19 protein-coding genes, 1 tRNA gene and 1 pseudogene are annotated in these 24,435 nt (G+C 58.7%); 17 read left to right on the forward strand and 4 right to left on the reverse strand.

Translation table 11 applies throughout. The features are described 5' to 3' along the window. The 10 genes from ACNA0J_RS22055 to rpoC all read left to right on the forward strand — a co-directional run. Positions 1-560 (forward strand): EF-Tu C-terminal domain-related protein (locus ACNA0J_RS22055; RefSeq protein WP_415821034.1); only part of this gene is annotated, 560 nt, incomplete at its 5' end. Between the two features lie 123 nt (positions 561-683). Continuing rightward, positions 684-759 (forward strand) — tRNA-Trp (locus ACNA0J_RS22060). A 112-nt stretch (positions 760-871) separates the two neighbouring features. Further along, positions 872-1,252, forward strand: a complete 381-nt coding sequence (secE, locus tag ACNA0J_RS22065; protein WP_415821035.1) for a preprotein translocase subunit SecE — start codon at positions 872-874, stop codon at positions 1,250-1,252. A 9-nt stretch (positions 1,253-1,261) separates the two neighbouring features. Then, on the forward strand, positions 1,262-1,795 hold the full coding sequence (nusG, locus tag ACNA0J_RS22070) for a transcription termination/antitermination protein NusG (RefSeq protein ID WP_056571943.1): 534 nt from the start codon (positions 1,262-1,264) through the stop codon (positions 1,793-1,795). Between the two features lie 63 nt (positions 1,796-1,858). Beyond that, positions 1,859-2,290 (forward strand): 50S ribosomal protein L11, encoded by a 432-nt coding sequence (gene rplK, locus ACNA0J_RS22075; protein WP_415821036.1) that lies wholly within the window; start codon positions 1,859-1,861, stop codon positions 2,288-2,290. 2 nt (positions 2,291-2,292) lie between these two features. Continuing rightward, a complete protein-coding gene (gene rplA / locus ACNA0J_RS22080) occupies positions 2,293-2,988 on the forward strand; it encodes a 50S ribosomal protein L1 (RefSeq protein WP_415821037.1) in 696 nt (231 codons plus the stop codon). 251 nt (positions 2,989-3,239) lie between these two features. Continuing rightward, complete coding sequence (gene rplJ / locus ACNA0J_RS22085; protein ID WP_415821038.1) at positions 3,240-3,764, forward strand: 50S ribosomal protein L10; 525 nt, start codon at positions 3,240-3,242, stop codon at positions 3,762-3,764. 76 nt (positions 3,765-3,840) lie between these two features. Continuing rightward, complete coding sequence (rplL, locus tag ACNA0J_RS22090) at positions 3,841-4,221, forward strand: 50S ribosomal protein L7/L12 (protein WP_415821039.1); 381 nt, start codon at positions 3,841-3,843, stop codon at positions 4,219-4,221. Positions 4,222-4,386: 165 nt separating this feature from the next. Then, a complete protein-coding gene (rpoB, locus tag ACNA0J_RS22095) occupies positions 4,387-8,499 on the forward strand; it encodes a DNA-directed RNA polymerase subunit beta (RefSeq protein WP_415821040.1) in 4,113 nt (1,370 codons plus the stop codon). Beyond that, the gene (rpoC, locus tag ACNA0J_RS22100; protein ID WP_415821041.1) at positions 8,499-12,758 is read left to right on the forward strand and encodes a DNA-directed RNA polymerase subunit beta'; all 4,260 of its coding nucleotides are present in this window, start codon (positions 8,499-8,501) and stop codon (positions 12,756-12,758) included. Before rpoB ends, rpoC begins: the two co-directional genes overlap by 1 nt. 106 nt (positions 12,759-12,864) lie before the next feature. Here rpoC and ACNA0J_RS22105 read toward each other — a convergent pair whose 3' ends face one another. Next, positions 12,865-13,260 (reverse strand): TssQ family T6SS-associated lipoprotein, encoded by a 396-nt coding sequence (locus ACNA0J_RS22105; RefSeq protein WP_415821042.1) that lies wholly within the window; start codon positions 13,258-13,260, stop codon positions 12,865-12,867. Between the two features lie 265 nt (positions 13,261-13,525). Here ACNA0J_RS22105 and ACNA0J_RS22110 point away from each other — a divergent pair, with 265 nt between their 5' ends. Next, positions 13,526-14,809, forward strand: a complete 1,284-nt coding sequence (locus tag ACNA0J_RS22110; protein WP_415821043.1) for a serine/threonine-protein kinase — start codon at positions 13,526-13,528, stop codon at positions 14,807-14,809. Here ACNA0J_RS22110 and ACNA0J_RS22115 read toward each other — a convergent pair. The 3 genes from ACNA0J_RS22115 to ACNA0J_RS22125 form a co-directional block, all read right to left on the reverse strand. Continuing rightward, positions 14,790-17,234, reverse strand: coding sequence for a CHASE2 domain-containing protein (locus tag ACNA0J_RS22115; RefSeq protein ID WP_415821044.1), 2,445 nt, complete (start codon positions 17,232-17,234; stop codon positions 14,790-14,792). The two genes, ACNA0J_RS22110 and ACNA0J_RS22115, sit on opposite strands and share 20 nt — an antisense overlap. A gap of 22 nt (positions 17,235-17,256) precedes the next feature. After that, complete coding sequence (locus ACNA0J_RS22120; RefSeq protein ID WP_415821045.1) at positions 17,257-18,351, reverse strand: FecR family protein; 1,095 nt, start codon at positions 18,349-18,351, stop codon at positions 17,257-17,259. 69 nt (positions 18,352-18,420) lie between these two features. Continuing rightward, entirely contained in the window at positions 18,421-19,137 is a 717-nt protein-coding gene (locus ACNA0J_RS22125; RefSeq protein WP_415821046.1) for a response regulator transcription factor, read from the reverse strand. A gap of 283 nt (positions 19,138-19,420) precedes the next feature. Here ACNA0J_RS22125 and ACNA0J_RS22130 point away from each other — a divergent pair, with 283 nt between their 5' ends. From ACNA0J_RS22130 to ACNA0J_RS22155, 6 genes and pseudogenes are all read left to right on the forward strand, one after another. Beyond that, on the forward strand, positions 19,421-20,152 hold the full coding sequence (locus ACNA0J_RS22130) for a response regulator transcription factor (protein WP_415821047.1): 732 nt from the start codon (positions 19,421-19,423) through the stop codon (positions 20,150-20,152). Positions 20,153-20,722: 570 nt separating this feature from the next. Next, positions 20,723-21,100 carry a 30S ribosomal protein S12 gene (gene rpsL, locus ACNA0J_RS22135; protein WP_025513351.1) on the forward strand — a complete coding sequence of 126 codons (378 nt, stop codon included), beginning with the start codon at positions 20,723-20,725 and terminating at the stop codon, positions 21,098-21,100. Positions 21,101-21,280: 180 nt separating this feature from the next. Next, positions 21,281-21,751, forward strand: a complete 471-nt coding sequence (rpsG, locus tag ACNA0J_RS22140; RefSeq protein WP_050450091.1) for a 30S ribosomal protein S7 — start codon at positions 21,281-21,283, stop codon at positions 21,749-21,751. An 18-nt stretch (positions 21,752-21,769) separates the two neighbouring features. Next, positions 21,770-23,872: an elongation factor G gene (gene fusA, locus ACNA0J_RS22145; protein WP_415821048.1), complete on the forward strand. Its 2,103-nt coding sequence runs from the start codon at positions 21,770-21,772 to the stop codon at positions 23,870-23,872. A gap of 83 nt (positions 23,873-23,955) precedes the next feature. Then, a partial coding sequence (locus tag ACNA0J_RS22150; protein WP_236585750.1) for a GTP-binding protein occupies positions 23,956-24,083 on the forward strand: 128 nt, incomplete at its 3' end. 2 nt (positions 24,084-24,085) lie between these two features. After that, positions 24,086-24,435, forward strand: a pseudogene (locus ACNA0J_RS22155) (GTP-binding protein); the annotation flags it as partial.

The raw sequence follows: 24,435 nt of genomic DNA on the forward strand, positions 1-24,435 counted from the left end.
GTGCGTTCCTGATGCCTGTGGAAGACGTGTTCTCGATCTCGGGTCGTGGCACGGTGGTGACGGGTCGCGTAGAGCGCGGTATTGTCAAAGTCGGCGAAGAAATCGAAATCGTGGGCATCAAGCCGACGGTGAAGACGACGTGCACGGGCGTGGAAATGTTCCGCAAGCTGCTGGACCAAGGTCAAGCGGGCGACAACGTGGGTATTCTGTTGCGCGGCACCAAGCGTGAAGACGTCGAGCGTGGCCAAGTGTTGGCCAAGCCGGGTTCGATCACGCCGCACACCGAGTTCACCGCTGAGGTGTACATTCTGTCCAAGGAAGAAGGTGGCCGTCACACGCCGTTCTTCAACGGCTATCGTCCGCAGTTCTACTTCCGTACGACGGACGTGACCGGCTCGATCGACCTGCCCAAGGACAAGGAAATGGTGTTGCCGGGCGACAACGTGTCGATGACCGTCAAGCTGCTGGCTCCGATCGCCATGGAAGAAGGTCTGCGCTTCGCTATCCGTGAAGGCGGCCGTACCGTCGGCGCTGGCGTCGTCGCCAAGATCATCGCCTAAGGCCCGCAGTACGTAGTAGTTGGTACCGGGAAGCTGGCCCTTTTGGGCCCGCTTCCCATGTTTGTCAAAAAAGTAGTACTATGTATGGTTCCGCAGGTTGCCATGCATCACTCGCAAGAGTATAGGGGTATAGCTCAATTGGCAGAGCGTCGGTCTCCAAAACCGAAGGTTGTAGGTTCGATTCCTACTGCCCCTGCCACGTTTGCAGTCATTCGTGACCAACTTGGCCCTGTTTGTTTTAACCCCGCTCGCTCTTAAATCCGCCGGGAGATCACCGCCAGTCGCGCATTACGGCCGGCTCGCGTCGCAAAATGTCTAATACCAGCGTAGAAACCGTAACCAGTACCGCCGACCGCATCAAGCTTGGGTTGGCTGTTCTCGTTATCATTGCTGGCATCGTGGGCTTCTCGGTGCTGAGTGCACAGCCTATGGTCGCCCGTATCGGCGTATTTGTCGGGGGATTGGTGATCGCCGCTGTGATCACCTGGTTCAGTGAACCTGGTCGCCGCACCCTCAGTTTCGCCAGCGAGTCATTCAACGAAGCCAAACGGGTTACCTGGCCTTCGCGCAAGGAAACCACCCAGATGACAGGCATCGTGTTTGCCTTTGTCGCGGTGATGGGCTTGTTGATGTGGGTGCTCGACAAGGGCATCGAATGGATACTCTACGGCCTATTGCTGGGCTGGAAATAAGGACGCCAAATGAGTAAGCGCTGGTATGTCGTCCATGTGTATTCAGGCATGGAAAAAAGCGTCCACAAAGCCCTGAACGAGCGCATTGAGCGCGCGGCTTTGCAGACGTCGTTTGGTCGTATCTTGGTGCCTTCGGAAGAAGTCGTCGAAGTCAAAGGTGGTCAGAAATCGATCACCGAGCGTCGCATTTTCCCGGGCTATGTCCTGGTCGAGATGGACCTCACTGACGAAACCTGGCACTTGGTGAAGAACACCAACCGCGTCACCGGGTTTTTGGGTGGCTCGGGCAATCGTCCCACGCCGATTTCTGAAAAAGAAGTCGAAAAGATCCTCTCCCAGATGGAAGAGGGCGTCGAGAAACCCCGCCCCAAGATCCTGTTCGAGGTTGGCGAGATGGTTCGCGTGAAAGAAGGTCCGTTTGCGGACTTCAACGGCAACGTCGAAGAAGTCAACTACGAAAAGAGCAAGGTCCGTGTGTCCGTCACTATTTTCGGCCGCGCGACACCTGTCGAACTCGATTTCAGCCAGGTCGAAAAGACCTGATTTTTAACCCCGGGGAGCCCGTCGCCAATGGTGGCAGGCGTTTGAACCCGTAAGGAGCAAAGCATGGCGAAGAAGATCGTCGGCTTTATCAAGCTGCAAGTCCCGGCTGGTAAGGCTAACCCCTCCCCCCCGATTGGCCCGGCTCTGGGTCAGCGCGGCCTGAACATCATGGAATTCTGCAAGGCGTTCAACGCCAAGACCCAAGGCATGGAGCCCGGTCTGCCGATTCCGGTGGTGATCACCGCTTTCGCCGACAAGAGCTTCACCTTCATCATGAAGACCCCGCCTGCGACGGTCCTCATCAAGAAGGCTGCTGGCGTTCAAAAGGGCTCGGCCAAACCGCATACCGACAAGGTCGGTACGCTGACGCGCGCCCAAGCTGAAGAAATCGCCAAGACCAAAGAACCCGATCTGACCGCGGCCGACCTGGATGCCCGCGTTCGCACGATCGCTGGTAGCGCCCGCAGCATGGGCATCACGGTTGAAGGGGTCTAATCATGGCAAAACTGTCCAAACGCGCCGCTGCCATCGCTCAAAAGATCGATCGCACCAAGTTGTACCCCGTCAGCGAAGCCCTGACCCTGGTCAAGGAAACTGCTACTGCCAAGTTCGATGAGTCCATCGACGTGGCTGTTCAGTTGGGTATTGACCCCAAAAAATCGGACCAATTGGTACGTGGTTCGGTGGTATTGCCCGCTGGCACCGGCAAGTCCGTGCGCGTCGCCGTGTTCGCCCAAGGCGACAAGGCCGAAGCCGCCCGCGCTGCTGGCGCTGACATCGTTGGCCTGGACGACCTGGCCGAGCGCATCAAAGGTGGCCAGATCGATTTCGACGTGGTCATCGCTTCGCCCGACACGATGCGTGTCGTGGGCGCCCTGGGCCAAGTCCTGGGTCCCCGTGGCTTGATGCCCAACCCCAAGGTCGGCACCGTGACGCCTGATGTCGCCACCGCCGTGAAAAACGCCAAGGCCGGTCAGGTTCAGTACCGCACCGACAAGGCTGGCATCATTCATGCCACCATTGGCCGCGCCTCGTTTGGCGTGGAACAGTTGCAAACCAACTTGGCCGCTCTGGTCGACGCCCTGCAAAAGGCTCGCCCCGCTGCCGCCAAGGGTATTTATCTGCGTAAAGTTGCCGTTTCGTCCACCATGGGCGGCGGTGCTCGCGTAGAAGTAGCTTCGCTCGCAGCCTAATCGCTGCTGGCATAACGTACTTTGGGCCGCATCCGGCATTTTGCTGGATGCTGCTGTCAAAGACCGCTGGAGCAGGGCACGACAGTTGTACCGTCGATGTCCCGCTTAATCCCAGAGCTAACGAGTCTGGATCCAGCGTAGACGGCGTCCCCCGGAAGATTTCTTTACCCGAAGAACTCAACCAGGCGCCGCATTCGGTTGACGCGTAAGGCCATAAGGCCCCAGGCGTCTTTTGATGGAGTGTTCAAACCGTGAGTCTCAATCGTCAAGAGAAAGCGGTAGTAATCGAGGAAGTCTCGGCCGCTGTTGCCAAGGCCCAATCGATTGTTATCGCCGAGTATCGTGGTCTGGACGTCGCCTCTGTCACCGTACTGCGCAAAACTGCGCGTGAATCGGGCGTTTACCTGCGTGTTCTGAAAAACACGCTGGCCCGTCGTGCTGTTACCGGCACGGCTTTCGAGCCGTTGTCCGAACAGCTGACCGGTCCGCTGATCTATGGCATCAGCGAAGATCCGGTATCGGCGGCCAAGGTCCTCGCTGGTTTCGCGAAAAGCAACGACAAGCTGGTCATCAAGGCGGGCGCATTGCCCAACAACTTGCTGAACCAAGAAGGCGTGAAGGCTTTGGCCACCATGCCTTCGCGCGAAGAGTTGCTCTCGAAACTGCTGGGCACCATGCAAGCCCCGATCGCGCAATTCGTGCGTACGCTCAACGAAGTTCCGACCAAGTTCGCCCGTGGCCTCGCCGCTGTGCGCGATCAAAAGGCGGCGGCGTAAGCCTCCCCTTACGGAACTCGCTGAACGACCGAGCGACAACCAACCTGGCATTTATCCAATTTTGGAGTTCTGAAAAATGGCACTTAACAAAGCTGAAATCCTTGACGCCATCGCTGGCATGACCGTGCTCGAACTGTCCGAGCTGATCAAGGAAATGGAAGAGAAGTTTGGCGTGTCGGCTGCTGCCGCCGCTGTGGCTGTGGCTGCTCCCGCTGCTGGTGGCGCTGCTGCCGCTGCTGAAGAGCAAACCGAATTCACCGTTGTGCTGACTGAAGCCGGCGCCAACAAGGTGAGCGTCATCAAGGCCGTCCGTGAATTGACCGGCCTGGGTCTGAAGGAAGCCAAAGACCTGGTCGACGGCGCTCCGAAGCCCGTCAAGGAAGGCGTTGCCAAGGCTGACGCCGAAGCCGCCAAGAAGAAGCTGGAAGAAGCTGGCGCCAAGGTCGAAGTCAAGTAAAACCTTGCGTCAACTGCCCGGGGACAGCGCAGTTTGCCGTCCCCGGGCTTTTGCGTTTCCAGGAAACCCCTGCTGGCAGGGTGCCCTTTACAGAGGGGTTTTCTGGAGTCGTATCACCTGGGGCCGTGGTTGACGGCCCATGCAACCCCTCGAGTCGGAGTGCTCATGCCTTACTCGTACACCGAAAAAAAGCGCATCCGCAAAAGCTTCGCTAAGCGTGAAGACGTTCAAAACGTTCCTTTTCTGCTGGCGACTCAGCTTCAATCCTACCTAACTTTCCTGCAGGCGGACACCGTTCCATCCGAGCGCGACAGCGACGGTCTGCAGGCGGCGTTTTCGTCGATTTTCCCGATTGTCAGCCATAACGGAATGGCGCGCTTGGAATTCGTCAGCTACGTGCTCGGCGAGCCGGTGTTCGACGTCAAGGAATGCCAACAGCGCGGTCTGACCTATGCTTCACCATTGCGTGCCAAGGTACGCCTGGTGCTGCTGGATCGCGAAGTCAGCAAGCCAACCATAAAAGAAGTCAAAGAACAAGAAGTCTACATGGGCGAAATTCCGCTCATGACGGGCACGGGTTCTTTCGTCATCAACGGCACCGAGCGTGTCATCGTTTCGCAGCTGCACCGTTCGCCCGGCGTGTTCTTCGAGCATGATCGCGGCAAGACACACAGCTCCGGCAAATTGCTGTTCTCGGCCCGCGTGATTCCTTACCGCGGTTCGTGGCTCGACTTCGAATTCGATCCGAAGGACGTCTTGTTCTTCCGTGTCGACCGTCGCCGCAAGATGCCCGTGACGATTCTGCTCAAGGCCATCGGCATGACGCCGGAATCGATCCTGGCGCACTTCTTCGACTTTGACAATTTCGAGTTGAAGAGCGAAGGCGGCATGATTGAGTTCGTGCCCGAGCGTTGGAAAGGCGAAATGGCGCGCTTCGATATCACGAGCCGTGACGGCACCGTGATCGTCGAAAAAGACAAGCGCATCAACGCCAAGCATTTGCGCGACATGGCTGCCGCCGGCATCCAGCGCATTTCCGTGCCCGAAGAATTCCTGTATGGCCGCGTGCTGGCCAAGAACATCGTCGACGCCGATACCGGTGAGGTCGTGGCACATGCCAACGACGAGATCACCGAAAGCGTGCTGAGCGCATTGCGTGCGGCCAATGTCCTGGATTTCCAGGCGCTGTACACCAACGACCTGGATCGTGGTCCGTACATCTCGCAAACGCTGCGTACCGACGAAACCGCCGACCAGATGGCCGCGCGTGTGGCGATCTATCGCATGATGCGTCCTGGCGAACCTCCCACCGAGGACGCCGTCGAGGCCTTGTTCCAGCGTCTGTTCTACAGCGAAGAAACCTACGATCTGTCGCGCGTTGGCCGCATGAAGGTCAACAGCCGTCTGGGCCGTGGCGAGGACATCACCGGTCCCATGACGCTGACCAACGAAGACATTCTTGAAACCATCAAGGTGTTGGTCGAGCTGCGTAACGGCCGTGGCCAGATCGATGACATCGATCACTTGGGCAACCGCCGTGTGCGTTGCGTCGGCGAATTGGCCGAAAACCAATTCCGCGCCGGTCTGGTGCGTGTCGAGCGTGCCGTCAAGGAACGTCTGGGCCAGGCCGAGACCGAAAACCTGATGCCGCACGACCTGATCAACTCCAAGCCGATCTCGGCCGCCATCAAGGAGTTCTTCGGTTCCAGCCAGCTGTCGCAGTTCATGGATCAGACCAACCCCTTGTCGGAAATCACGCACAAGCGTCGTGTTTCCGCTCTGGGCCCGGGCGGTCTGACGCGCGAACGCGCGGGCTTCGAAGTCCGTGACGTGCACCCCACGCACTATGGCCGTGTGTGCCCGATCGAAACGCCGGAAGGCCCGAACATCGGTCTGATCAACTCCATGGCGCTGTACGCTCGTCTGAACGAGTACGGCTTCCTGGAAACGCCTTATCGCAAGATCATCGACGGCAAGGTCAGCGACCAGATCGACTACCTGTCCGCGATCGAAGAAAGCAACTACGTGATCGCGCAGGCTAACGCCGCGCTCGACGACGAAGGCCGCTTTATCGACGATCTGGTGGCTTGCCGCGAAGCCGGTGAAACCATGTTGACGGCTCCCGCCAACGTGCACTACATGGACGTTGCGCCGTCGCAGATCGTGTCGGTCGCTGCATCGCTGATTCCGTTCCTGGAACACGATGACGCCAACCGTGCATTGATGGGCGCCAACATGCAACGTCAGGCCGTGCCTTGCTTGCGTCCCGAAAAACCCGTGGTGGGTACCGGGATCGAGCGTACGGTGGCTGTCGACTCGGGCACGACCGTGCAGGCCCTGCGTGGCGGTGTGGTCGACCACGTTGACGCCGAGCGTGTCGTGATTCGCGTCAACGACGACGAAAACGTCGTTGGCGAAGTCGGTGTCGACATCTACAACCTGATCAAGTACACCCGTTCCAACCAGAACACCAATATCAACCAGCGTCCTATCGTGGCTCGCGGCGACAAGGTTGCCAAGGGTGACGTGCTGGCCGACGGCGCATCGACCGACCTGGGCGAATTGGCTCTGGGTCAGAACATGCTGATCGCGTTCATGCCCTGGAACGGCTACAACTTCGAAGACTCGATCTTGATCTCCGAAAAGGTCGTGGCAGATGATCGCTACACCTCGGTTCACATCGAAGAACTGACGGTTGTTGCTCGTGACACGAAGCTCGGACCTGAGGAAATCACCCGCGACATCAGCAACCTGGCCGAAACCCAGTTGAATCGCCTGGATGATTCCGGCATCGTTTATATCGGCGCCGAAGTCACGGCCGATGACGTGCTGGTCGGTAAAGTCACGCCCAAGGGCGAGACCCAACTGACGCCGGAAGAAAAACTGCTGCGCGCCATCTTTGGTGAAAAAGCGTCCGACGTGAAAGACACCTCGCTGCGCGTGCCCTCGGGCATGGTCGGCACGGTGATCGACGTCCAGGTGTTTACGCGTGAAGGCATCGTGCGCGACAAGCGCGCCCAGTCCATCATCGATGATGAATTGCGCCGTTATCGCCAAGACCTGAACGACCAGCTGCGCATCGTTGAAAACGACCAGTTCGATCGTATCGAAAAGCTGTTGATCGGCAAGACCGTCAACGGCGGTCCGCGCAAGCTCGCCAAGGGCGCCGCCATTACCAAGGAATACTTGGCTGATCTGGACCGTTGGCAATGGTTCGACATCCGTCTGGCCGATGAGCCCCACGCTGTCGTGCTGGAGCAAGCCAAGGAATCGCTCGAGCAAAAGCGCCATCAATTCGATCTGGCTTTCGAAGAAAAGCGCAAGAAGCTCACGCAAGGCGACGAATTGCCCCCGGGCGTGCTCAAGATGATCAAGGTCTACCTGGCCGTCAAGCGTCGTCTGCAGCCTGGCGACAAGATGGCCGGCCGTCACGGTAACAAGGGTGTGGTCTCGCGTATCACCCCGGTCGAAGACATGCCGCACATGGCCGACGGTACGCCTGCCGACATCGTGCTGAACCCGCTGGGCGTGCCGTCCCGGATGAACGTCGGGCAGGTGCTCGAAGTTCACTTGGGCTGGGCTGCCAAGGGTGTGGGCCATCGCATTGCCGACATGCTGCGTGACGAGCGTACGGCTCAGGTGCAGAACGTGCGTCAGTATCTGGACAAGGTGTACAACACCACCGGTACCAGCGCACACATCGACACCCTGACCGATGACGAAGTCATGGAGTTGGCGCGCAACCTCAAGAACGGCGTGCCGTTCGCAACGCCGGTGTTCGACGGTGCGACCGAAGAAGAAATCACCACGATGCTGGAATTGGCGTACCCCGATGACGTTGCCAAGCGCATGAAGCTGACGGATTCTCGTACTCAGGCATGGCTGGTTGACGGCCGTACCGGCGAGCAATTCGAGCGTCCGGTGACTGTGGGCTACATGCACTACCTGAAGCTGCACCACTTGGTCGACGACAAGATGCACGCGCGTTCGACCGGTCCGTACTCGCTGGTGACTCAGCAGCCGCTGGGTGGTAAGGCGCAGTTCGGTGGCCAGCGTTTCGGGGAAATGGAAGTGTGGGCGCTGGAAGCCTACGGCGCCGCCTACACCCTGCAAGAAATGCTGACGGTGAAGTCCGACGACATCACGGGCCGCACCAAGGTATACGAAAACATTGTCAAGGGCGACCACGTCATCGATGCCGGTATGCCGGAATCGTTCAACGTGCTGGTCAAGGAAATCCGCTCGTTGGCCCTGGACATGGATTTGGAGCGTAACTAATGAAAGCGCTACTCGACCTATTCAAGCAAGTCTCGCAAGACGAGCAGTTTGATGCCATCAAGATCGGCATCGCGTCGCCCGAGAAAATCCGTTCGTGGTCTTACGGTGAAGTCCGTAAGCCCGAAACGATCAACTATCGTACGTTCAAGCCTGAGCGCGATGGCCTGTTCTGCTCGAAGATCTTTGGCCCGATCAAAGACTACGAATGCTTGTGCGGCAAGTACAAGCGTCTGAAGCATCGCGGCGTTATCTGCGAAAAGTGCGGCGTCGAAGTCACCGTGGCCAAAGTGCGCCGTGAGCGCATGGGTCACATCGAGCTGGCCAGCCCGGTTGCGCACATCTGGTTCCTGAAGAGCCTGCCGTCGCGCCTGGGTATGGTGCTCGACATGACGTTGCGCGACATCGAGCGCGTGCTGTACTTCGAAGCCTGGTGCGTGATCGAACCTGGCATGACGCCGCTCAAGCGCGGCCAGATCATGTCGGACGATGACTTCCTGGCCAAGACCGAAGAATACGGTGACGACTTCAGCGCCCTGATGGGTGCGGAAGCCGTGCGCGAATTGCTGCGCACCATCGATATCGATCGCGAAGTCGAAACGCTGCGCGGCGAACTGAAGGCCACCAGTTCCGAAGCCAAGATCAAAAAGATCTCCAAGCGTCTGAAAGTCCTCGAGGGCTTCCAGAAGTCCGGCATCAAAGCCGAATGGATGGTCATGGAAGTCTTGCCGGTGCTGCCGCCGGATCTGCGTCCGCTGGTGCCGCTGGACGGTGGCCGTTTCGCGACCTCGGATCTGAACGATCTGTACCGCCGTGTCATCAACCGCAACAACCGTCTGAAGCGTCTGCTCGAGTTGAAGGCCCCGGAAATCATCCTGCGCAACGAAAAGCGCATGTTGCAAGAGGCCGTCGACTCGTTGCTCGATAACGGCCGTCGCGGCAAGGCCATGACGGGCGCCAACAAGCGCCAGCTGAAGTCGCTGGCCGACATGATCAAGGGTAAGAGCGGTCGTTTCCGTCAAAACCTGTTGGGTAAGCGCGTCGACTACTCGGGCCGTTCGGTCATCGTGGTGGGTCCGCAGCTCAAGCTGCATCAATGCGGTCTGCCCAAGCTGATGGCCTTGGAGCTGTTCAAGCCCTTCATCTTCAATCGTCTGGAGATGATGGGTCTGGCCACGACCATCAAGGCTGCCAAGAAATTGGTCGAAAGCCAAGAGCCCGTGGTGTGGGACATCCTCGAAGAAGTCATTCGCGAACACCCGGTCATGCTCAACCGTGCGCCCACGCTGCACCGTTTGGGTATCCAGGCGTTCGAGCCCGTGCTGATCGAAGGTAAAGCCATCCAACTGCACCCGTTGGTTTGCGCGGCGTTCAACGCTGACTTCGACGGTGACCAGATGGCTGTTCACGTGCCGCTGTCGCTGGAAGCCCAGCTCGAAGCGCGTACGCTGATGCTGGCTTCGAACAACGTGCTGTTCCCGGCCAACGGCGAACCGTCGATCGTGCCGTCGCAGGATATCGTGTTGGGTCTGTATTACACGACTCGCGAGCGTATCAACGGCAAGGGCGAAGGCATCTTCTTTACCGACGTGGCCGAAGTCCAACGTGCCTACGATAACGGCGAAGTCGAATTGCAGACGCGTATCACGGTGCGCCTGGTCGAACACGAACGTGACGACCAAGGCCAATTCCAACCGGTGCTGCGCCGTCACGAAACGACGGTCGGCCGCGCGCTGTTGTCGGAGATCCTGCCCAAGGGCCTGCCCTTCACGGTGCTGAACAAGGCACTGAAGAAGAAAGAAATCTCGCGTCTGATCAACCAGTCGTTCCGCCGTTGCGGCCTGCGCGACACGGTGATCTTTGCCGACAAGCTGATGCAATCGGGTTTCCGCCTGGCCACGCGCGGTGGTATTTCCATCGCCATGGGCGACATGCTGATCCCGAAGGCCAAGGAAGGCATCCTGGCCGAAGCCAGCCGCGAAGTCAAAGAAATCGACAAGCAGTACTCGTCGGGTCTGGTCACGTCCCAAGAACGCTACAACAACGTGGTGGACATCTGGGGCAAGGCCAGCGACAAGGTCGGCAAGGCGATGATGGAGCAACTGGCTACCGAACCCGTGACCAACCGTCACGGCGAAGAAGTCCGCCAGGAATCCTTCAACTCGATCTACATGATGGCCGACTCGGGCGCCCGCGGTTCCGCAGCCCAGATTCGTCAGTTGGCAGGGATGCGCGGCCTGATGGCCAAGCCGGACGGTTCGATTATCGAAACGCCGATTACTGCGAACTTCCGCGAAGGTCTGAACGTTCTGCAGTACTTCATCTCGACTCACGGTGCACGTAAAGGCTTGGCCGATACCGCACTGAAGACGGCAAACTCGGGTTACCTGACTCGCCGTCTGGTCGACGTCACGCAAGATCTGGTGATCACCGAAGACGATTGCGGCACCAGCCAAGGCTACTCCATGAAGGCGTTGGTCGAGGGCGGTGAAGTCATCGAACCGTTGCGCGATCGTATCCTGGGCCGTGTTGCCGCGATTGACGTGGTCAATCCTGACACGCAGGAAACCGCGATCGCTGCGGGCACGCTGCTGGACGAAGACCTGGTCGATCTGATAGATCGTATCGGTGTGGACGAAGTCAAAGTCCGTACGCCGCTGACCTGCGAAACGCGTCACGGTCTGTGCGCGCACTGCTACGGCCGCGATCTGGGCCGTGGTTCGCACGTCAACGTGGGCGAGGCAGTCGGTGTTATCGCTGCTCAGTCCATCGGTGAACCGGGCACGCAGCTCACGATGCGTACGTTCCACATCGGTGGTGCGGCATCGCGTTCGGCCCTGGCCAGCGCCGTGGAAACCAAGTCCAACGGTAAGGTCGGTTTTGCCAGCACCATGCGTTACGTCACCAACGCCAAGGGCGAGCGTGTGGCGATCTCGCGGTCGGGCGAATTGGCGATTTACGACGACAACGGTCGCGAGCGCGAACGTCACAAGATCCCGTACGGTGCAACCGTATTGGTCGGTGATGGCGAAGCCGTCAAGGCAGGTACCCGTCTGGCGACGTGGGATCCGCTGACGCGTCCGATCGTGTCCGAGTACGGCGGCGCTGTGCGCTTCGAGAACATCGAAGAAGGCGTTACCGTTGCCAAGCAGGTCGACGAAATCACCGGTCTGTCCACGCTGGTTGTGATCACGCCCAAGACGCGCGGCGGCAAAGTCGTCATGCGTCCGCAGATCAAACTGGTCAACGACAATGGCGAAGACGTCAAGATCGCGGGTACCGATCACTCGGTGAACATTTCGTTCCCGGTGGGCGCGCTGATCACCGTGCGTGACGGTCAGCAGGTTGCCGTGGGTGAGGTGCTGGCGCGTATTCCGCAGGAATCGCAAAAGACTCGCGACATTACCGGCGGTCTGCCGCGTGTGGCCGAGCTCTTCGAAGCCCGCTCACCCAAGGATGCCGGTATGTTGGCCGATGTCACGGGTACCGTGTCGTTCGGTAAAGACACCAAGGGCAAGCAGCGTCTGGTCATTACCGATCTGGAAGGCGTCAGCCATGAGTTCCTGATTCCCAAGGAAAAACAGGTGCTGGTGCACGATGGCCAGGTGGTGAACAAGGGCGAAATGATCGTTGACGGTCCGGCCGATCCGCACGACATCCTGCGTCTGCAGGGTATCGAAAAGCTGGCGACCTACATCGTCGACGAAGTCCAGGACGTTTACCGTCTGCAGGGCGTGAAGATCAACGACAAGCACATCGAAGTGATTGTTCGTCAGATGCTGCGCCGTGTGAACATCGTCGATGCCGGCGACACCGAGTTCATCCCGGGCGAGCAAGTCGAGCGCTCCGAGTTGTTGAACGAGAATGATCGCGTCACCGCCGAAGACAAGCGTCCGGCTTCGTATGACAACGTGCTGTTGGGTATCACCAAGGCTTCGCTGTCGACGGATTCGTTCATTTCGGCTGCATCGTTCCAGGAAACCACGCGTGTCCTGACCGAAGCCGCCATCATGGGCAAGCGCGACGATCTGCGCGGTCTGAAGGAAAACGTCATCGTTGGCCGTCTGATCCCTGCAGGTACCGGTCTGGCTTACCACATTGCCCGCAAGGACAAGGAAGCTCTCGAAGCTGCCGAGCGCGAAGCCGCACGGCAACAGGCGAACCCCTTCGAGGATGCGCCGGTTGCCGCTGAGGTGGGTGCGTCGGGCGATGCTTCCGATGCTCCGCAGTCAGGTGCTGGTGACGAGAATTCTGCCGTCTAACGGCGAATTTGGTGTCAGTGAGTGCCGGCAGGTTAAGTAGCCTGCCGGCACCCAAGTAAAACGGCCGCTGAATATTCAGCGGCCGTTTTGTTTTTACGCGGTTAGATTACTTACTAAACCGGGCTTGGGCTGACGTAAAGACGGGACCCCATTGCGGATGGCCGGCTTCGTTCGGAGCCAGCGTAAAATCTGAATCTATTTGCAAAATTCGTACGAAAGTTTCTTCGCAAAGCTGGGCATAATTACGTACGCAATAGCTGAAGGCCTGTAATTTATAGGCTTCGATGCGTAGGGATTTAGGTGCCGTCGCAATATCGTCAGAAGTCGCTACGGTACGGATGACGGTGCCATATTGGCCTGCGGAGTACTGTTGTTGAACCTGCTCTAATGCATCTTGAGCGGCTTGCGAAGGCGGGCCTTCGCTGAGCTTGCCCATCCCGGCGCAACCGCCAAGAAGGGCCAGGACGCAGAGCGAAATGGGCAAGAAAGCACGAGTCTTCATGAGCAATTAAGCCTATGCCGGTGATAAAAGGAACGTCACATCCTGTTCCGGGCGTATCGATTATGAAATGGTACCTGGGAGGATGCTCGGATAATATCCGCTGTATGCGTTAATAGCGCATGCTGTCATGCACAAAAAGTGCTTTTATCTGATAATTGGCGTTATAAAACGTAACACCATACGCTCGCCGCGTTATATGCGGGCAGGTACAGGTTAGCAACGACATGTTGTTATACAAGATCGTCTTTCTCGTTTAGTGCTTTCCATGCTTTCCTCTGCGGGTTTTTCGACACCGCGCGGCCCATTTGCCGGCGCCGCGCCACTTGCACATCGACCGCTGAGCGCGATCGCGGCAACGATTGCGGGCGGGGTTCCCCAAGGGCGTATTCAACGCATCATTGCCGAGCTCATTCCCGAACTCGAAGCATTGCACCGGGCAGGCCGAATTTGCGGAGACATTTCTGTTCATTCAGTGGGGTTGGACGAATCGGGCCGGGCGCACTTGATGGCGCTCTCGGCAGATACGGGACCCACGCCGCGGCCGCGGACACTGACGCCCGGCTACGCTCCGTTTGAGCTATATACCGAATCTGCCGATTGGCCGCGGGGGCCCTGGACAGATATCTACGCCCTGAGCGCTGTCGCCTATTCATTGGTGGCAGGGCAACAGCCACCGCCGGCAGCCGAGCGCCGCGTGGTTGATACGCACCAACCGCTGCAGACGTTGGGAATCAGCAAGTACTCAGACACTTTTCTGCAGGCCATCGATGCCGGGTTGGCAATCAATCCGGCCGACCGGCCGCAGACCATGCACTCCTATGCCGAGCTCTTGGCCTTGCCCCGGTTGGTGCCGCCATCCGAGCCCATGTCAGAAGCTGCCGCTCCGGTGCAGCCCTCCGATCAGGCGAGCCCGAATGGATCTGCGCGCGGGCCTTCATTGCGTGCCGTGGCTCGGGCGGTGTTACTGGGTATCGCCACGTTGGGTGTGGCCGTGTATTGGTGGGGACGCCTGGCCGGCGGACCAGACCCGGTCATCACTCACTCGGAGCTGGCGGTAGATGGTCTCGATGCGAAGACAACGTCGCCGTCTGCGGCAAAACCGCCTTCAGCTTCTCGAGAGCAGTCGATTGAAAGCGGCGGGCGCGTCCTTGTGTCCGAGCCGTCCGGTGCAGAATCCCGCTTGCAGATAGTGCGTCCCCCTGACTTGACGCCACTGCCCTGGCTGCAGTCTGCTGTGGCTAGCGGCGACGAATCCAATACAAATGCGACGGAGTCTGTCGCACCGTCCGAGTCAGTGGAGGCTGCAGTAAAACCCGAACGCAAGGCGCCTGCTTTACCGCCTCCCGTGCGTGTGAGCATTAATGTACGGCCATGGGGAGAGATCGTGATCGACGGTGTATCGCGTGGCGTCACCCCGCCCCTGAAGACCGTCATGTTGCGTCCGGGTAAATACGCCGTGACTGTACGCAATAGTGCACAGCCACCCTATAACACCACACTTGTCGTGACCGCAGGCAAGCCCGCGGTGATCACGCATCTGTTTCGCTGACGGTCCCGACTGGCAGTCGGAACGTAAACCGAGAGCCTATGCCCACTTCGCTATGCAGAGAAACACTGCCGCCGTGGCGCTGTGCAACAGCATGAACAAAGGCCAAGCCTAGTCCCGAACCTTCGGTGTTGGAGTCTTGTACCGTTTTCGTGCGGAAAAAAGGTTCAAATAAGTGCACTTGATCCTCGGCCGCGATGCCCGGACCCGTATCCTGGATGTCCATGGCCCACGTGTCCTCATCTAGCGAAAGGGTTACGTGGATCGTGCTTGCGTCCGCACTATATTTGATGGCGTTGTCCAGCAGATTACTCAACGCGCGCATGATGAGTGGCGCGTCACCATACGCCAATGCGACAGGCACAGACGACTGTACCTCCACGGTCATGGCACGGGCTTGCGCGGCAGCCCAGAAATCATCGGCGATCTCGTGCAGCATGGCGGCAAGATCCAGTCTATCGCGAGCGATGCTCATGGATTCGGCACGGTTAAGCTGAATAAAGTCATCCACCAGTCCCAGTGTACGGTTGGCTAGATGGGCAATGCGAGACAGCGTTTGGTCATGTGGATGATCCGCCGTACTTTGCTGGCTGTCATGCGTCGTTTGGTCCGCAGCCTGCTCTGTCGTCGCGCAGCGAGAATCAACTGCATCGGATCCGCTCAGGTGTTGCTTGGTTGAGAGCTCAACGAGCGCCAAGATAGAGTTTTGAGGAGCTCGCATATCGTGCGAGATAAATCGCAGGGTTTCCTCACGCTGGCGTTCTGCCTGGCGCATGATGCTGATGTCGCTCAGCGTCACTACCATACCGGCATAAGCTCCTTGCGCCGTGCGGATGGGGGCGCAGCGGATCAACAGATCATGGTCCGCGCGATCTCGGACTTCGATGCTGGTGCGGGTGGACGCGTTTTCGTGCTCCTTCGTTGCGTCAGGCGCGTGATCGCTGTCAGCCGGAGCCTGTAATGCCTGGCGTACGGATTGGCGCGTTGCTGGAGCGGTAAAAGCCTGCTCGAGGGCTGGAGCGATAGTCTGTCCGATACGGGGCAGCCGGATCCCAAGCTGCAGAAAATACATGTCTGCGGGGCGGTTCCTATATTGCAACCGGCCTTTCTTGTCGATCACCATCGTAGCGTCGGGCATGCCGTCCAGGCCGTCCGCGACAAAACGGCGCAAGTTACGTACGTGAGTCAGCGTACGGTCGAGCTCATGGACGTGATGATCCAGGGACCGTCCGATACGGTGCTCAGACGAATGAGTCGTTTCGTCGAGTACAGGAGGATATTCGACGCGCAGCCGTTTCATTTCCCGGCTCATATAGCGCAGCGCGGCCTCCTGACTGCGCCAGCTCCATGTCGGATAGCTGAGGGCGACGCCGAGCAGTGCTGCCGTAGGTGGAACCCATATGTTCCACACAGACAGGATGAGGATCGTGCTGACCAGAATCGCGCCCAGCAAGGCAGCACTGCATAGAATGGCCTGACGAGGCGACAGTCGGGGTAATGCCAGGCACAGCAGTAATACTGGAATAGCGCCGGCAAGGGCTGTTTGCCAAGTTTGGGCAGGTACCAATATGGAACCTTGCCGAGCCGCCTGAACCAGGTTGGCGATCACTTCCACGCCCTGTATGCCGCTGGTGTTGTGCGATACCGGCGAAGGAAATACATCGCCCAACCCTGTCGCCCAGGCCCCGACAATGACGTACTTGTCCTTGATTGCTTCTGCTGGAACCTCTCCGCGCAATACCGCCAGGTACGACACAGATTGAAAATGTCCTGGCGGACCTGCATAAGGAATCAAGGTCGTGGCGTCGGTCGGTAATTGCTGCAAGAAACGGTGTACCTGCGCAGCCTCTCCACCCACCTCTAACATGGTCAGCGCAAACTGACGCCATGGCAGATTTCCGGTGTTGCGCGCCCATGTGGTGCGCCTGAGTACACCGTCATCGTCGGGATCGACATTGATATAACCCAAGCCGGCAGCAGCCTGGGCAAGCGACGCCAGGGGAAGCTCCGCGCGCGTAGGACGGTCGAGGTTGTCCAGGACGATAGGCAATACAACACGCCCATGCCGCTGGACGGCATTGACCAACAGGCGATCGTCTTCCGTGCGCTGCACATTGGATTCGGAAAACACGATATCCAAACCCACTGCGCGCGCAGTTTGCAGACGCTCCAGCAACATCGCGTGTAAGGAGCGCGGCCAAGGCCAGCGCCCCAAAGTACTGATGGCACTGTCGTCAATCGTGACGATCAATACATCGGTAGGGGCAGGGCGATTGATCAGAGAAATCGCGCGGTCGTAGATCAACTGATCGAGCCGGCCCAACCCATTGAGCCAGCCCAGCAACGCCGTAAACGCGACTAATGAGATGCCGAGCAACAGGCGTAAGTATGAGCGCTCGAGCCGGGCATATGCTGTATTGATCGGCATGGTTCGAGCGGCGCTCAGGTGGTCAATAGTCGGTCAGTGTGACCACACCACCGTCACTGAGCATGATCGGCAGGTCCGAGGCAGACATGAGCGCATTGGCGCCTTCAAATGCCAGGTAAGCATCACGTCCCCCCAGCCCCGCTGCGTCGACCGCGCGCACGGCTACGTAGTGAGTACCCGGACGGCGCGCAGCAAAGCGGATATCGACGCTATCGAATTGCTTCGACGACGTTAATTCCAGACCTTCCGGGTCACGAGAGACTTGTACCAGATATGCGACGGCGCCAGGCACCGGAGAAAAGGGAGACGTCCATTGGCCAGAACCTGCGCGTTGCGCGGGGCCAAGCTGGGGAGCGGGCAAGAGCGGCTGGACATTGAGGGCGCCATTGGCGCCAATGGCCGCACCATAGCCAGAGGACAGAGCGACGGGCTGACTCGAAGCAGACGACGTCTTTACGCGTACGCTACCTTCCAGAACCTCGCTGCGCGCGCCCTGGTTTGCTGTTTGTACGCGAAAACGAGTGCCTCGCACGCCCATGACAGCAACGGGCGTGCGGATCTCGAATCGTCCCACCCCTTGGCCCGACGGCGCAACATGTGAATCGACTTCGCCTTGCTCGACGTGCAAGATCGAGTCGGTCAGCGCAGCTCCTTCGAACTGGCGCAGACGTTCCAATTGCGTCGCGCTCCCTCTCGGCAGGGTGATTTTGGTGCCATCCGATAGCTGCAAGGTAACAAACCCGTCGGAGGCCGTTGTTACCGTGGCGCCTTCGTTGATGGACATTCCTGCGCGCAAGGGAACGCCGTCGACCTGTGCCTGGCCACTGACGTGCATTGCCGTCGTCGGTGCCGGGATTTCGGGAATCAATGCAAAAGGAATCCGCAACTCCGAACCTATCACCAGGCGCTGTGGATCGCCGACCGCGTTGTGGCGTTGCAGTATCGTCCAGTTCGCACTGTTGCGCGTGTAGAGATTGGCCAAGTCAATCAACGTATCACCAGACCGGATGTGATAGACAAAATCATCGCCAAGCGCGCCCGCGGGCTGCGCCAGGGCCAATGGGCTGATCGCTAGCGCGTTCCATGTGGCAAGCAGGCGGATAAAGCGCCATATCATTTGGAAAGTTCTCCGGTGAAAGACAGGCAATACTTGTCACTGTTGAAGTGATGCGCGGCCCGTCGGACTTTAGTTGGCAGCCGGGGGCGCGCTCGTATTACTGTCAATCAACTCAAGGCGATAACCCAGCGCATATGACGATACCAATCGGACCCCATTTTCGGGATGCAGCCGCAATTTTTGGCGTATGTTCGACAAATGGGTGTCCAACGTCCGGGATGTAGCAGGAATTTCGCGGTTCCACACGCTTTCGGCAAGCACATCGCGTGACAATAGCCGCCCCACATTCCGGAAAAACAACTGCGCCAATTCGAATTCTTTCGGGGCCAGAGTGACCGATTGATCGTGCAGCGAAATCGAACGGGTCGTTGGATCGATACGATAAGCCGCGACCGAAAACGGTCCAGGTACAGGCAGGGCGGCCTGACTGCGTCGTAACAACGCCCCTACGCGCGCCAGCAACTCGGCCGGACGTAGCGGTTTAACCACATAGTCGTCGGCGCCGGCTTGCAAGCCTTGGACTAGATCTTCTTCGAGTGTGCGGCTGGTGACGAAAATCACGGGTACCTGCATGCCCAATGTGGCGCGTATATGCCTCAGAACCTCGTCGCCGGCAATGTCCGGGACTTGCCAATCGAGCAAGATAAGGTCGAAGGATTGGCTACGCAGGGCGGCCAGCAAGTCGCGGCCGTTCTGATAGCTATGGCAGGTATACCCAGCAGAAACAAGAACCTGCTGAATATGCCGGGCCTGGTCCAGGTCGTCTTCCAGCGAGGCAATCTGCATAATGAATTCGAGTTGAGAGCGCCCTTGGCTGCGTTAATTTCTGCGGTTGGGCATTGCCGCTCCAAGTACGTATAAACCCACGTACAGCGTGAATGATACCGCGGGATACACTATTGCTCTAATTTCGGCTAGCGTGAATGCAGCGAGAATGTTAAGTACCGCAAACTTGACGAATCTTGACTACGGTTTTGTGCAATAAGGCGCCACACTGTCGACGTTCTTATCAATGCGTGCAGGCCGCTGCGGGGGCACGAGTTCCGGGGTAGGCCTGAAAATGTTCTCTATGAAGCAGTTGAAAGTCCTAATCATGATGCCCGACTCGATTGCCTGCGGGAAATCAGTTGCGGCAATGCAACAAGCGGGTATTGCCGCCCACGGCTGCGCTACGCCCCTCGAGTTATTCGGCCAATTGGGCGGCGGGGGATACGACGCAGCCGTCCTAGACATTGGCGAGCTCGATGAGATCGGGTACGCCCTGGTGTCGCGTTTGCGCACTTCCTCAACGCTGGGCGTTGTGGTGTTGGGGGCCAATCTCCAGGTGGAAAGCCGTCTGCGCTGCCTGCAAAGTGGTGCAGATGCGTGTTTGCCGTCTCCGTTTGACGTGCGCGAGCTCGTCGGCGTCCTGATGGCGCTTGGTCGCCGCCTGCCCGGCCGCGATCAAGCGGCGATGGACAACGCGACCGAACCGACGGGGACAAACAACAACAATCCCCCCGGGAGCTGGGAACTGCGCGATCAAAACTGGACGTTGATGGCGCCGTCGGGCGTCTCCATTTCGTTGTCCGCCAACGAGCGTCATATCGTTCGCACGTTGCTGGAGGCGACCGGGCAGGCAGTCGCCCGGGCCGAGTTGAACAAGCACCTCGATGGCGCTGGCAGCGGCACGGCTCGAGCCGGTGGTTCCCGCAGTATCGACGTCATCGTCAGCCGCTTGCGGCGCAAAGCCGAGCTGGCAGGCGTCATTCTGCCGATTCGTACCGTCTATGGCAGCGGTTATCTGTTTGCTGATCAATAACAACCGGTACTTGCTTGGCGGTCTCGTGTCCGAGCCCACCCCTAGAGCCCTCTAGGGCCGCCGGCCGACGAATAATGCCCCCACGCTGCGCCTTCGGCTTGCTGCCCCCCGAGGGGGCGTTTTTGTTTTGGGGCGGCCCGGCAACAAAAAAAGCCCCCACGCTGCGCCTTCGGCTTGCTGCCCCCCGAGGGGCGTTTTTATCTTGGGACGGCCCGGCGATAAAACCTCCGTAAGCGCGAACTGTCATCAATTCGTCGCATGGTCGCCGGTAAATTTGGCGTGCCGTTCATCGGGCTCCATGTCGACACACAGGAGTCTTTGACATAGGCCATCTTCTGGGTTATGCTGACGAGCTTACTGCTTTATTCGCGTATAAAGGTTTGCCAATTCCACGACTGGTGGCCTTTGTGCGTTTTGTCTGCAAGACCCGCTCTTTTACGTAAGAAACGTTTGAGGCGGTTTTGCGTGAACTGCCTCTCACTGGTGAGCCGACCCTGATAGGGGCGATCCGCCAGAGACACGAGTACTTCAAGTACTTACCAGTGGTACGTAAAAGGGATTTCAAAGGTCATGCCTACCATTAGCCAGCTCGTGCGCAAGCCGCGCGAAGTCAGCATCATCAAGAGCAAGAGCCCCGCGCTCGAAAACTGCCCGCAACGCCGCGGCGTGTGCACTCGCGTGTACACCACCACCCCCAAGAAGCCGAACTCCGCTTTGCGTAAAGTCGCAAAGGTTCGCCTGACCAACGGTTACGAAGTCATTTCGTACATCGGCGGTGAAGGCCACAACCTGCAGGAACACTCGGTGGTTCTGGTGCGTGGCGGTCGTGTAAAGGATCTTCCGGGTGTGCGTTACCACATCGTCCGTGGTTCGCTCGACCTGCAAGGCGTTAAAGACCGCAAGCAGTCTCGCTCGAAGTACGGCGCCAAGCGCCCGAAAAAGGCCTGATAAAGCCTTATTCACCGTAGTTTCAGCAGTACCCCGGTCGCGCGCAAGCGCCACCAAAAATAGTGCAACCGCGCCAGCCTCTACATCAGGAAGGTGCGCGGCACGTAAGGGGTCGCCTTATTGGGTGGCCATGGCCGTGTCACAAGACTCGGTTCAACTGAATAGACACAAGGAAGCAACATGCCCCGTCGTCGCGAAGTACCCAAGCGCGAGATTCTGCCCGATCCCAAGTTCGGTAGCGTCGAGCTCGCCAAGTTCATGAACGTCGTCATGCTGGACGGCAAGAAGGCCGTCGCCGAGCGCATCGTCTATGGTGCCCTCGAGCAAGTTCAAACCAAGACCGGCAAAGAGCCTATCGAGGTTTTCAGCCTGGCGATCAACAACATCAAGCCGATCGTCGAAGTCAAGAGCCGCCGCGTGGGCGGTGCCAACTACCAAGTGCCGGTTGAAGTGCGCCCCGTGCGCCGCCTGGCTTTGGCTATGCGTTGGCTGCGTGAGGCCGCCAAGAAGCGCGGCGAAAAATCGATGGATCTGCGTTTGGCTGGCGAACTGATCGACGCTGCGGAAGGCCGCGGCGCCGCAATGAAGAAACGCGAAGACACGCACAAGATGGCCGAGGCCAACAAGGCCTTCAGCCATTTCCGCTGGTAATTTAAGGACTAACCCACCATGGCCCGCAAAACCCCGATCGAGCGCTATCGCAACATTGGTATCTCTGCGCACATCGATGCAGGGAAAACCACCACGACTGAACGTATCCTGTTCTATACCGGCGTCAACCACAAAATTGGCGAAGTGCATGATGGCGCAGCCACCATGGACTGGATGGAGCAAGAACAAGAGCGTGGTATCACCATTACGTCCGCTGCTACGACGGCGTTTTGGCGCGGCATGGCCGGCAACTACCCCGAGCACCGCATCAACATCATCGACACCCCGGGACACGTGGACTTCACCATTGAGGTCGAACGTTCCATGCGCGTGCTCGACGGTGCCTGCATGGTGTACTGCGCCGTGGGTGGCGTGCAGCCGCAGTCCGAAACCGTGTGGCGTCAAGCCAACAAGTACGGTGTGCCCCGTCTGGCCTTCGTCAACAAGATGGACCGTACCGGCGCCAACTTCTTCAAGGTCTACGACCAACTGAAGACGCGTCTGCGTGCCAATCCTGTGCCTATCGTGATCCCAATCGGTGCCGAAGACACCTTTAAGGGCGTCATCGATCTGGTCAAGATGAAAGCCATCGTGTGGGACGAAGCCAGCCAAGGCACGAAGTTCGACTACGTCGACATTCCTGCTGAGCTCGAGGGCGCCGCCAATGAATGGCGTGAAAAGCTGGTGGAAGCCGCAGCTGAGTCCACCGAGGAACTGATGAACAAGTACCTCGAATCGGGCACGCTCGACGAAGCCGAAATCAACACCGCCATTCGTCAACGCACCATCGCTGGCGAAATCCAGCCCATGCTGTGCGGCACCGCCTTCAAGAACAAGGGCGTGCAACGTATGTTGGACGCTGTTATCGACTACCTGCCTTCCCCGATCGACATTCCGCCGGTCGATGGGCAGGACGACGAAGGCAATGCCGTTTCGCGTAAGGCTGATGACGGCGAAAAGCTGTCGGCGCTGGCATTCAAGCTGATGAGCGATCCGTTCGTGGGTCAGTTGACCTTCGTGCGTGTGTATTCGGGCGTCCTGAAGTCGGGCGACACCGTTTACAACCCCATCAAGGGCAAGAAAGAGCGCGTCGGTCGTCTGCTGCAGATGCACGCTAACAACCGCGAAGAAATCAAGGAAGTTCTGGCGGGCGACATCGCCGCTGTGGTGGGTCTGAAAGACGTGACCACGGGCGAAACGCTGTGCGATGTGGATTCCCACATTCTGCTCGAGCGCATGGAATTCCCCGAGCCCGTGATTTCGCAGGCTGTTGAGCCCAAGTCGAAGGCTGACCAGGAAAAGATGGGCTTGGCCCTGTCGCGCCTGGCCCAGGAAGACCCGTCGTTCCGCGTGCGCAGCGACGAAGAATCCGGCCAAACCATTATTTCCGGTATGGGCGAACTGCACTTGGAAATTCTGGTCGACCGCATGAAGCGCGAATTCGGCGTAGAAGCCAACGTCGGCAAGCCTCAAGTGGCCTACCGCGAAACCATCCGCAAGACCTGCGACGAAGTCGAAGGCAAGTTCGTCAAGCAGTCGGGCGGTCGCGGTCAGTACGGTCACGTGGTGCTCAAGCTCGAGCCCCTGCCTCCTGGCGGTGGTTACGAGTTCGTCGACGCCATCAAGGGTGGTGTGGTTCCTCGCGAATACATCCCGGCAGTCGACAAGGGTATCCAGGAAACGCTGCCTTCGGGTATTCTGGCCGGCTATCCGGTTGTGGACGTGAAGGCTACGTTGTTCTTCGGTTCGTACCACGATGTTGACTCGAACGAAAACGCGTTCAAGATGGCCGGCTCGATGGCATTCAAGGAAGGCATGCGCAAGGCCAGCCCGGTCCTGCTCGAGCCCATGATGGCCGTTGAAGTCGAGACCCCGGAAGACTACGCCGGTACGGTGATGGGCGATCTGTCCTCGCGTCGCGGCATGGTCCAAGGCATGGACGACATGGTTGGCGGTGGCAAGACCATCAAGGCAGAGGTTCCTCTGGCCGAGATGTTCGGTTACGCCACGAACTTGCGTTCGTTGACGCAAGGCCGTGCCACGTACACCATGGAATTCAAGCATTACTCCGAAGCCCCCAAGAACGTCGCTGACGAAGTCATCGCCGCTCGGGCAAAATAAAGTAAATACCGTCGCCGCGTCTCGACTATCTCACGAGGCGCGGCAATCATCCCAGTTTCCTTGAAAGTCAAAGGATAGAGATCATGGCAAAAGGCAAGTTTGAACGTACCAAGCCGCACGTGAACGTGGGTACGATTGGTCACGTTGACCACGGCAAAACGACGTTGACGGCGGCGATCACGACCGTGTTGTCGACGAAGTTCGGGGGCGANNCCCGCGGCTACGACCAGATCGATGCGGCGCCGGAAGAGAAGGCGCGTGGTATCACGATCAACACGGCACACGTGGAATACGAGACGCAGAACCGTCACTATGCGCACGTTGACTGCCCGGGTCACGCGGACTACGTCAAGAACATGATTACGGGTGCAGCGCAGATGGACGGTGCGATCCTGGTGTGTTCGGCCGCTGACGGCCCGATGCCGCAGACGCGTGAGCACATTCTGCTGAGCCGCCAGGTTGGCGTGCCGTACATCATCGTGTTCCTGAACAAGGCTGACATGGTTGATGACGCCGAGCTGCTCGAGCTGGTGGAAATGGAAGTTCGCGAGTTGTTGTCGAAG

It is taken from the genome of Bordetella tumbae, assembly GCF_965139195.1.
Classification (GTDB): Bacteria; Pseudomonadota; Gammaproteobacteria; order Burkholderiales; family Burkholderiaceae_B; genus Bordetella_A; species Bordetella_A tumbae.

Excerpts from the sequence above, each read along its gene's own strand:
- ACNA0J_RS22130 (WP_415821047.1), top strand. The coding sequence starts at position 19,421 with ATGAAGCAGTTGAAAGTCCTAATCATGATGCCCGACTCGATTGCCTGC.
- ACNA0J_RS22110 (WP_415821043.1), top strand. The coding sequence starts at position 13,526 with ATGCTTTCCTCTGCGGGTTTTTCGACACCGCGCGGCCCATTTGCCGGC.
- secE (WP_415821035.1), top strand. The coding sequence starts at position 872 with ATGTCTAATACCAGCGTAGAAACCGTAACCAGTACCGCCGACCGCATC.
- ACNA0J_RS22105 (WP_415821042.1), bottom strand. The coding sequence starts at position 13,260 with ATGAAGACTCGTGCTTTCTTGCCCATTTCGCTCTGCGTCCTGGCCCTT.
- ACNA0J_RS22115 (WP_415821044.1), bottom strand. The coding sequence starts at position 17,234 with ATGCCGATCAATACAGCATATGCCCGGCTCGAGCGCTCATACTTACGC.
- rplK (WP_415821036.1), top strand. The coding sequence starts at position 1,859 with ATGGCGAAGAAGATCGTCGGCTTTATCAAGCTGCAAGTCCCGGCTGGT.
- rplL (WP_415821039.1), top strand. The coding sequence starts at position 3,841 with ATGGCACTTAACAAAGCTGAAATCCTTGACGCCATCGCTGGCATGACC.
- ACNA0J_RS22120 (WP_415821045.1), bottom strand. The coding sequence starts at position 18,351 with ATGATATGGCGCTTTATCCGCCTGCTTGCCACATGGAACGCGCTAGCG.
- rpsG (WP_050450091.1), top strand. The coding sequence starts at position 21,281 with ATGCCCCGTCGTCGCGAAGTACCCAAGCGCGAGATTCTGCCCGATCCC.
- fusA (WP_415821048.1), top strand. The coding sequence starts at position 21,770 with ATGGCCCGCAAAACCCCGATCGAGCGCTATCGCAACATTGGTATCTCT.
- rplA (WP_415821037.1), top strand. The coding sequence starts at position 2,293 with ATGGCAAAACTGTCCAAACGCGCCGCTGCCATCGCTCAAAAGATCGAT.
- rpoB (WP_415821040.1), top strand. The coding sequence starts at position 4,387 with ATGCCTTACTCGTACACCGAAAAAAAGCGCATCCGCAAAAGCTTCGCT.
- nusG (WP_056571943.1), top strand. The coding sequence starts at position 1,262 with ATGAGTAAGCGCTGGTATGTCGTCCATGTGTATTCAGGCATGGAAAAA.
- ACNA0J_RS22125 (WP_415821046.1), bottom strand. The coding sequence starts at position 19,137 with ATGCAGATTGCCTCGCTGGAAGACGACCTGGACCAGGCCCGGCATATT.
- rpsL (WP_025513351.1), top strand. The coding sequence starts at position 20,723 with ATGCCTACCATTAGCCAGCTCGTGCGCAAGCCGCGCGAAGTCAGCATC.
- rpoC (WP_415821041.1), top strand. The coding sequence starts at position 8,499 with ATGAAAGCGCTACTCGACCTATTCAAGCAAGTCTCGCAAGACGAGCAG.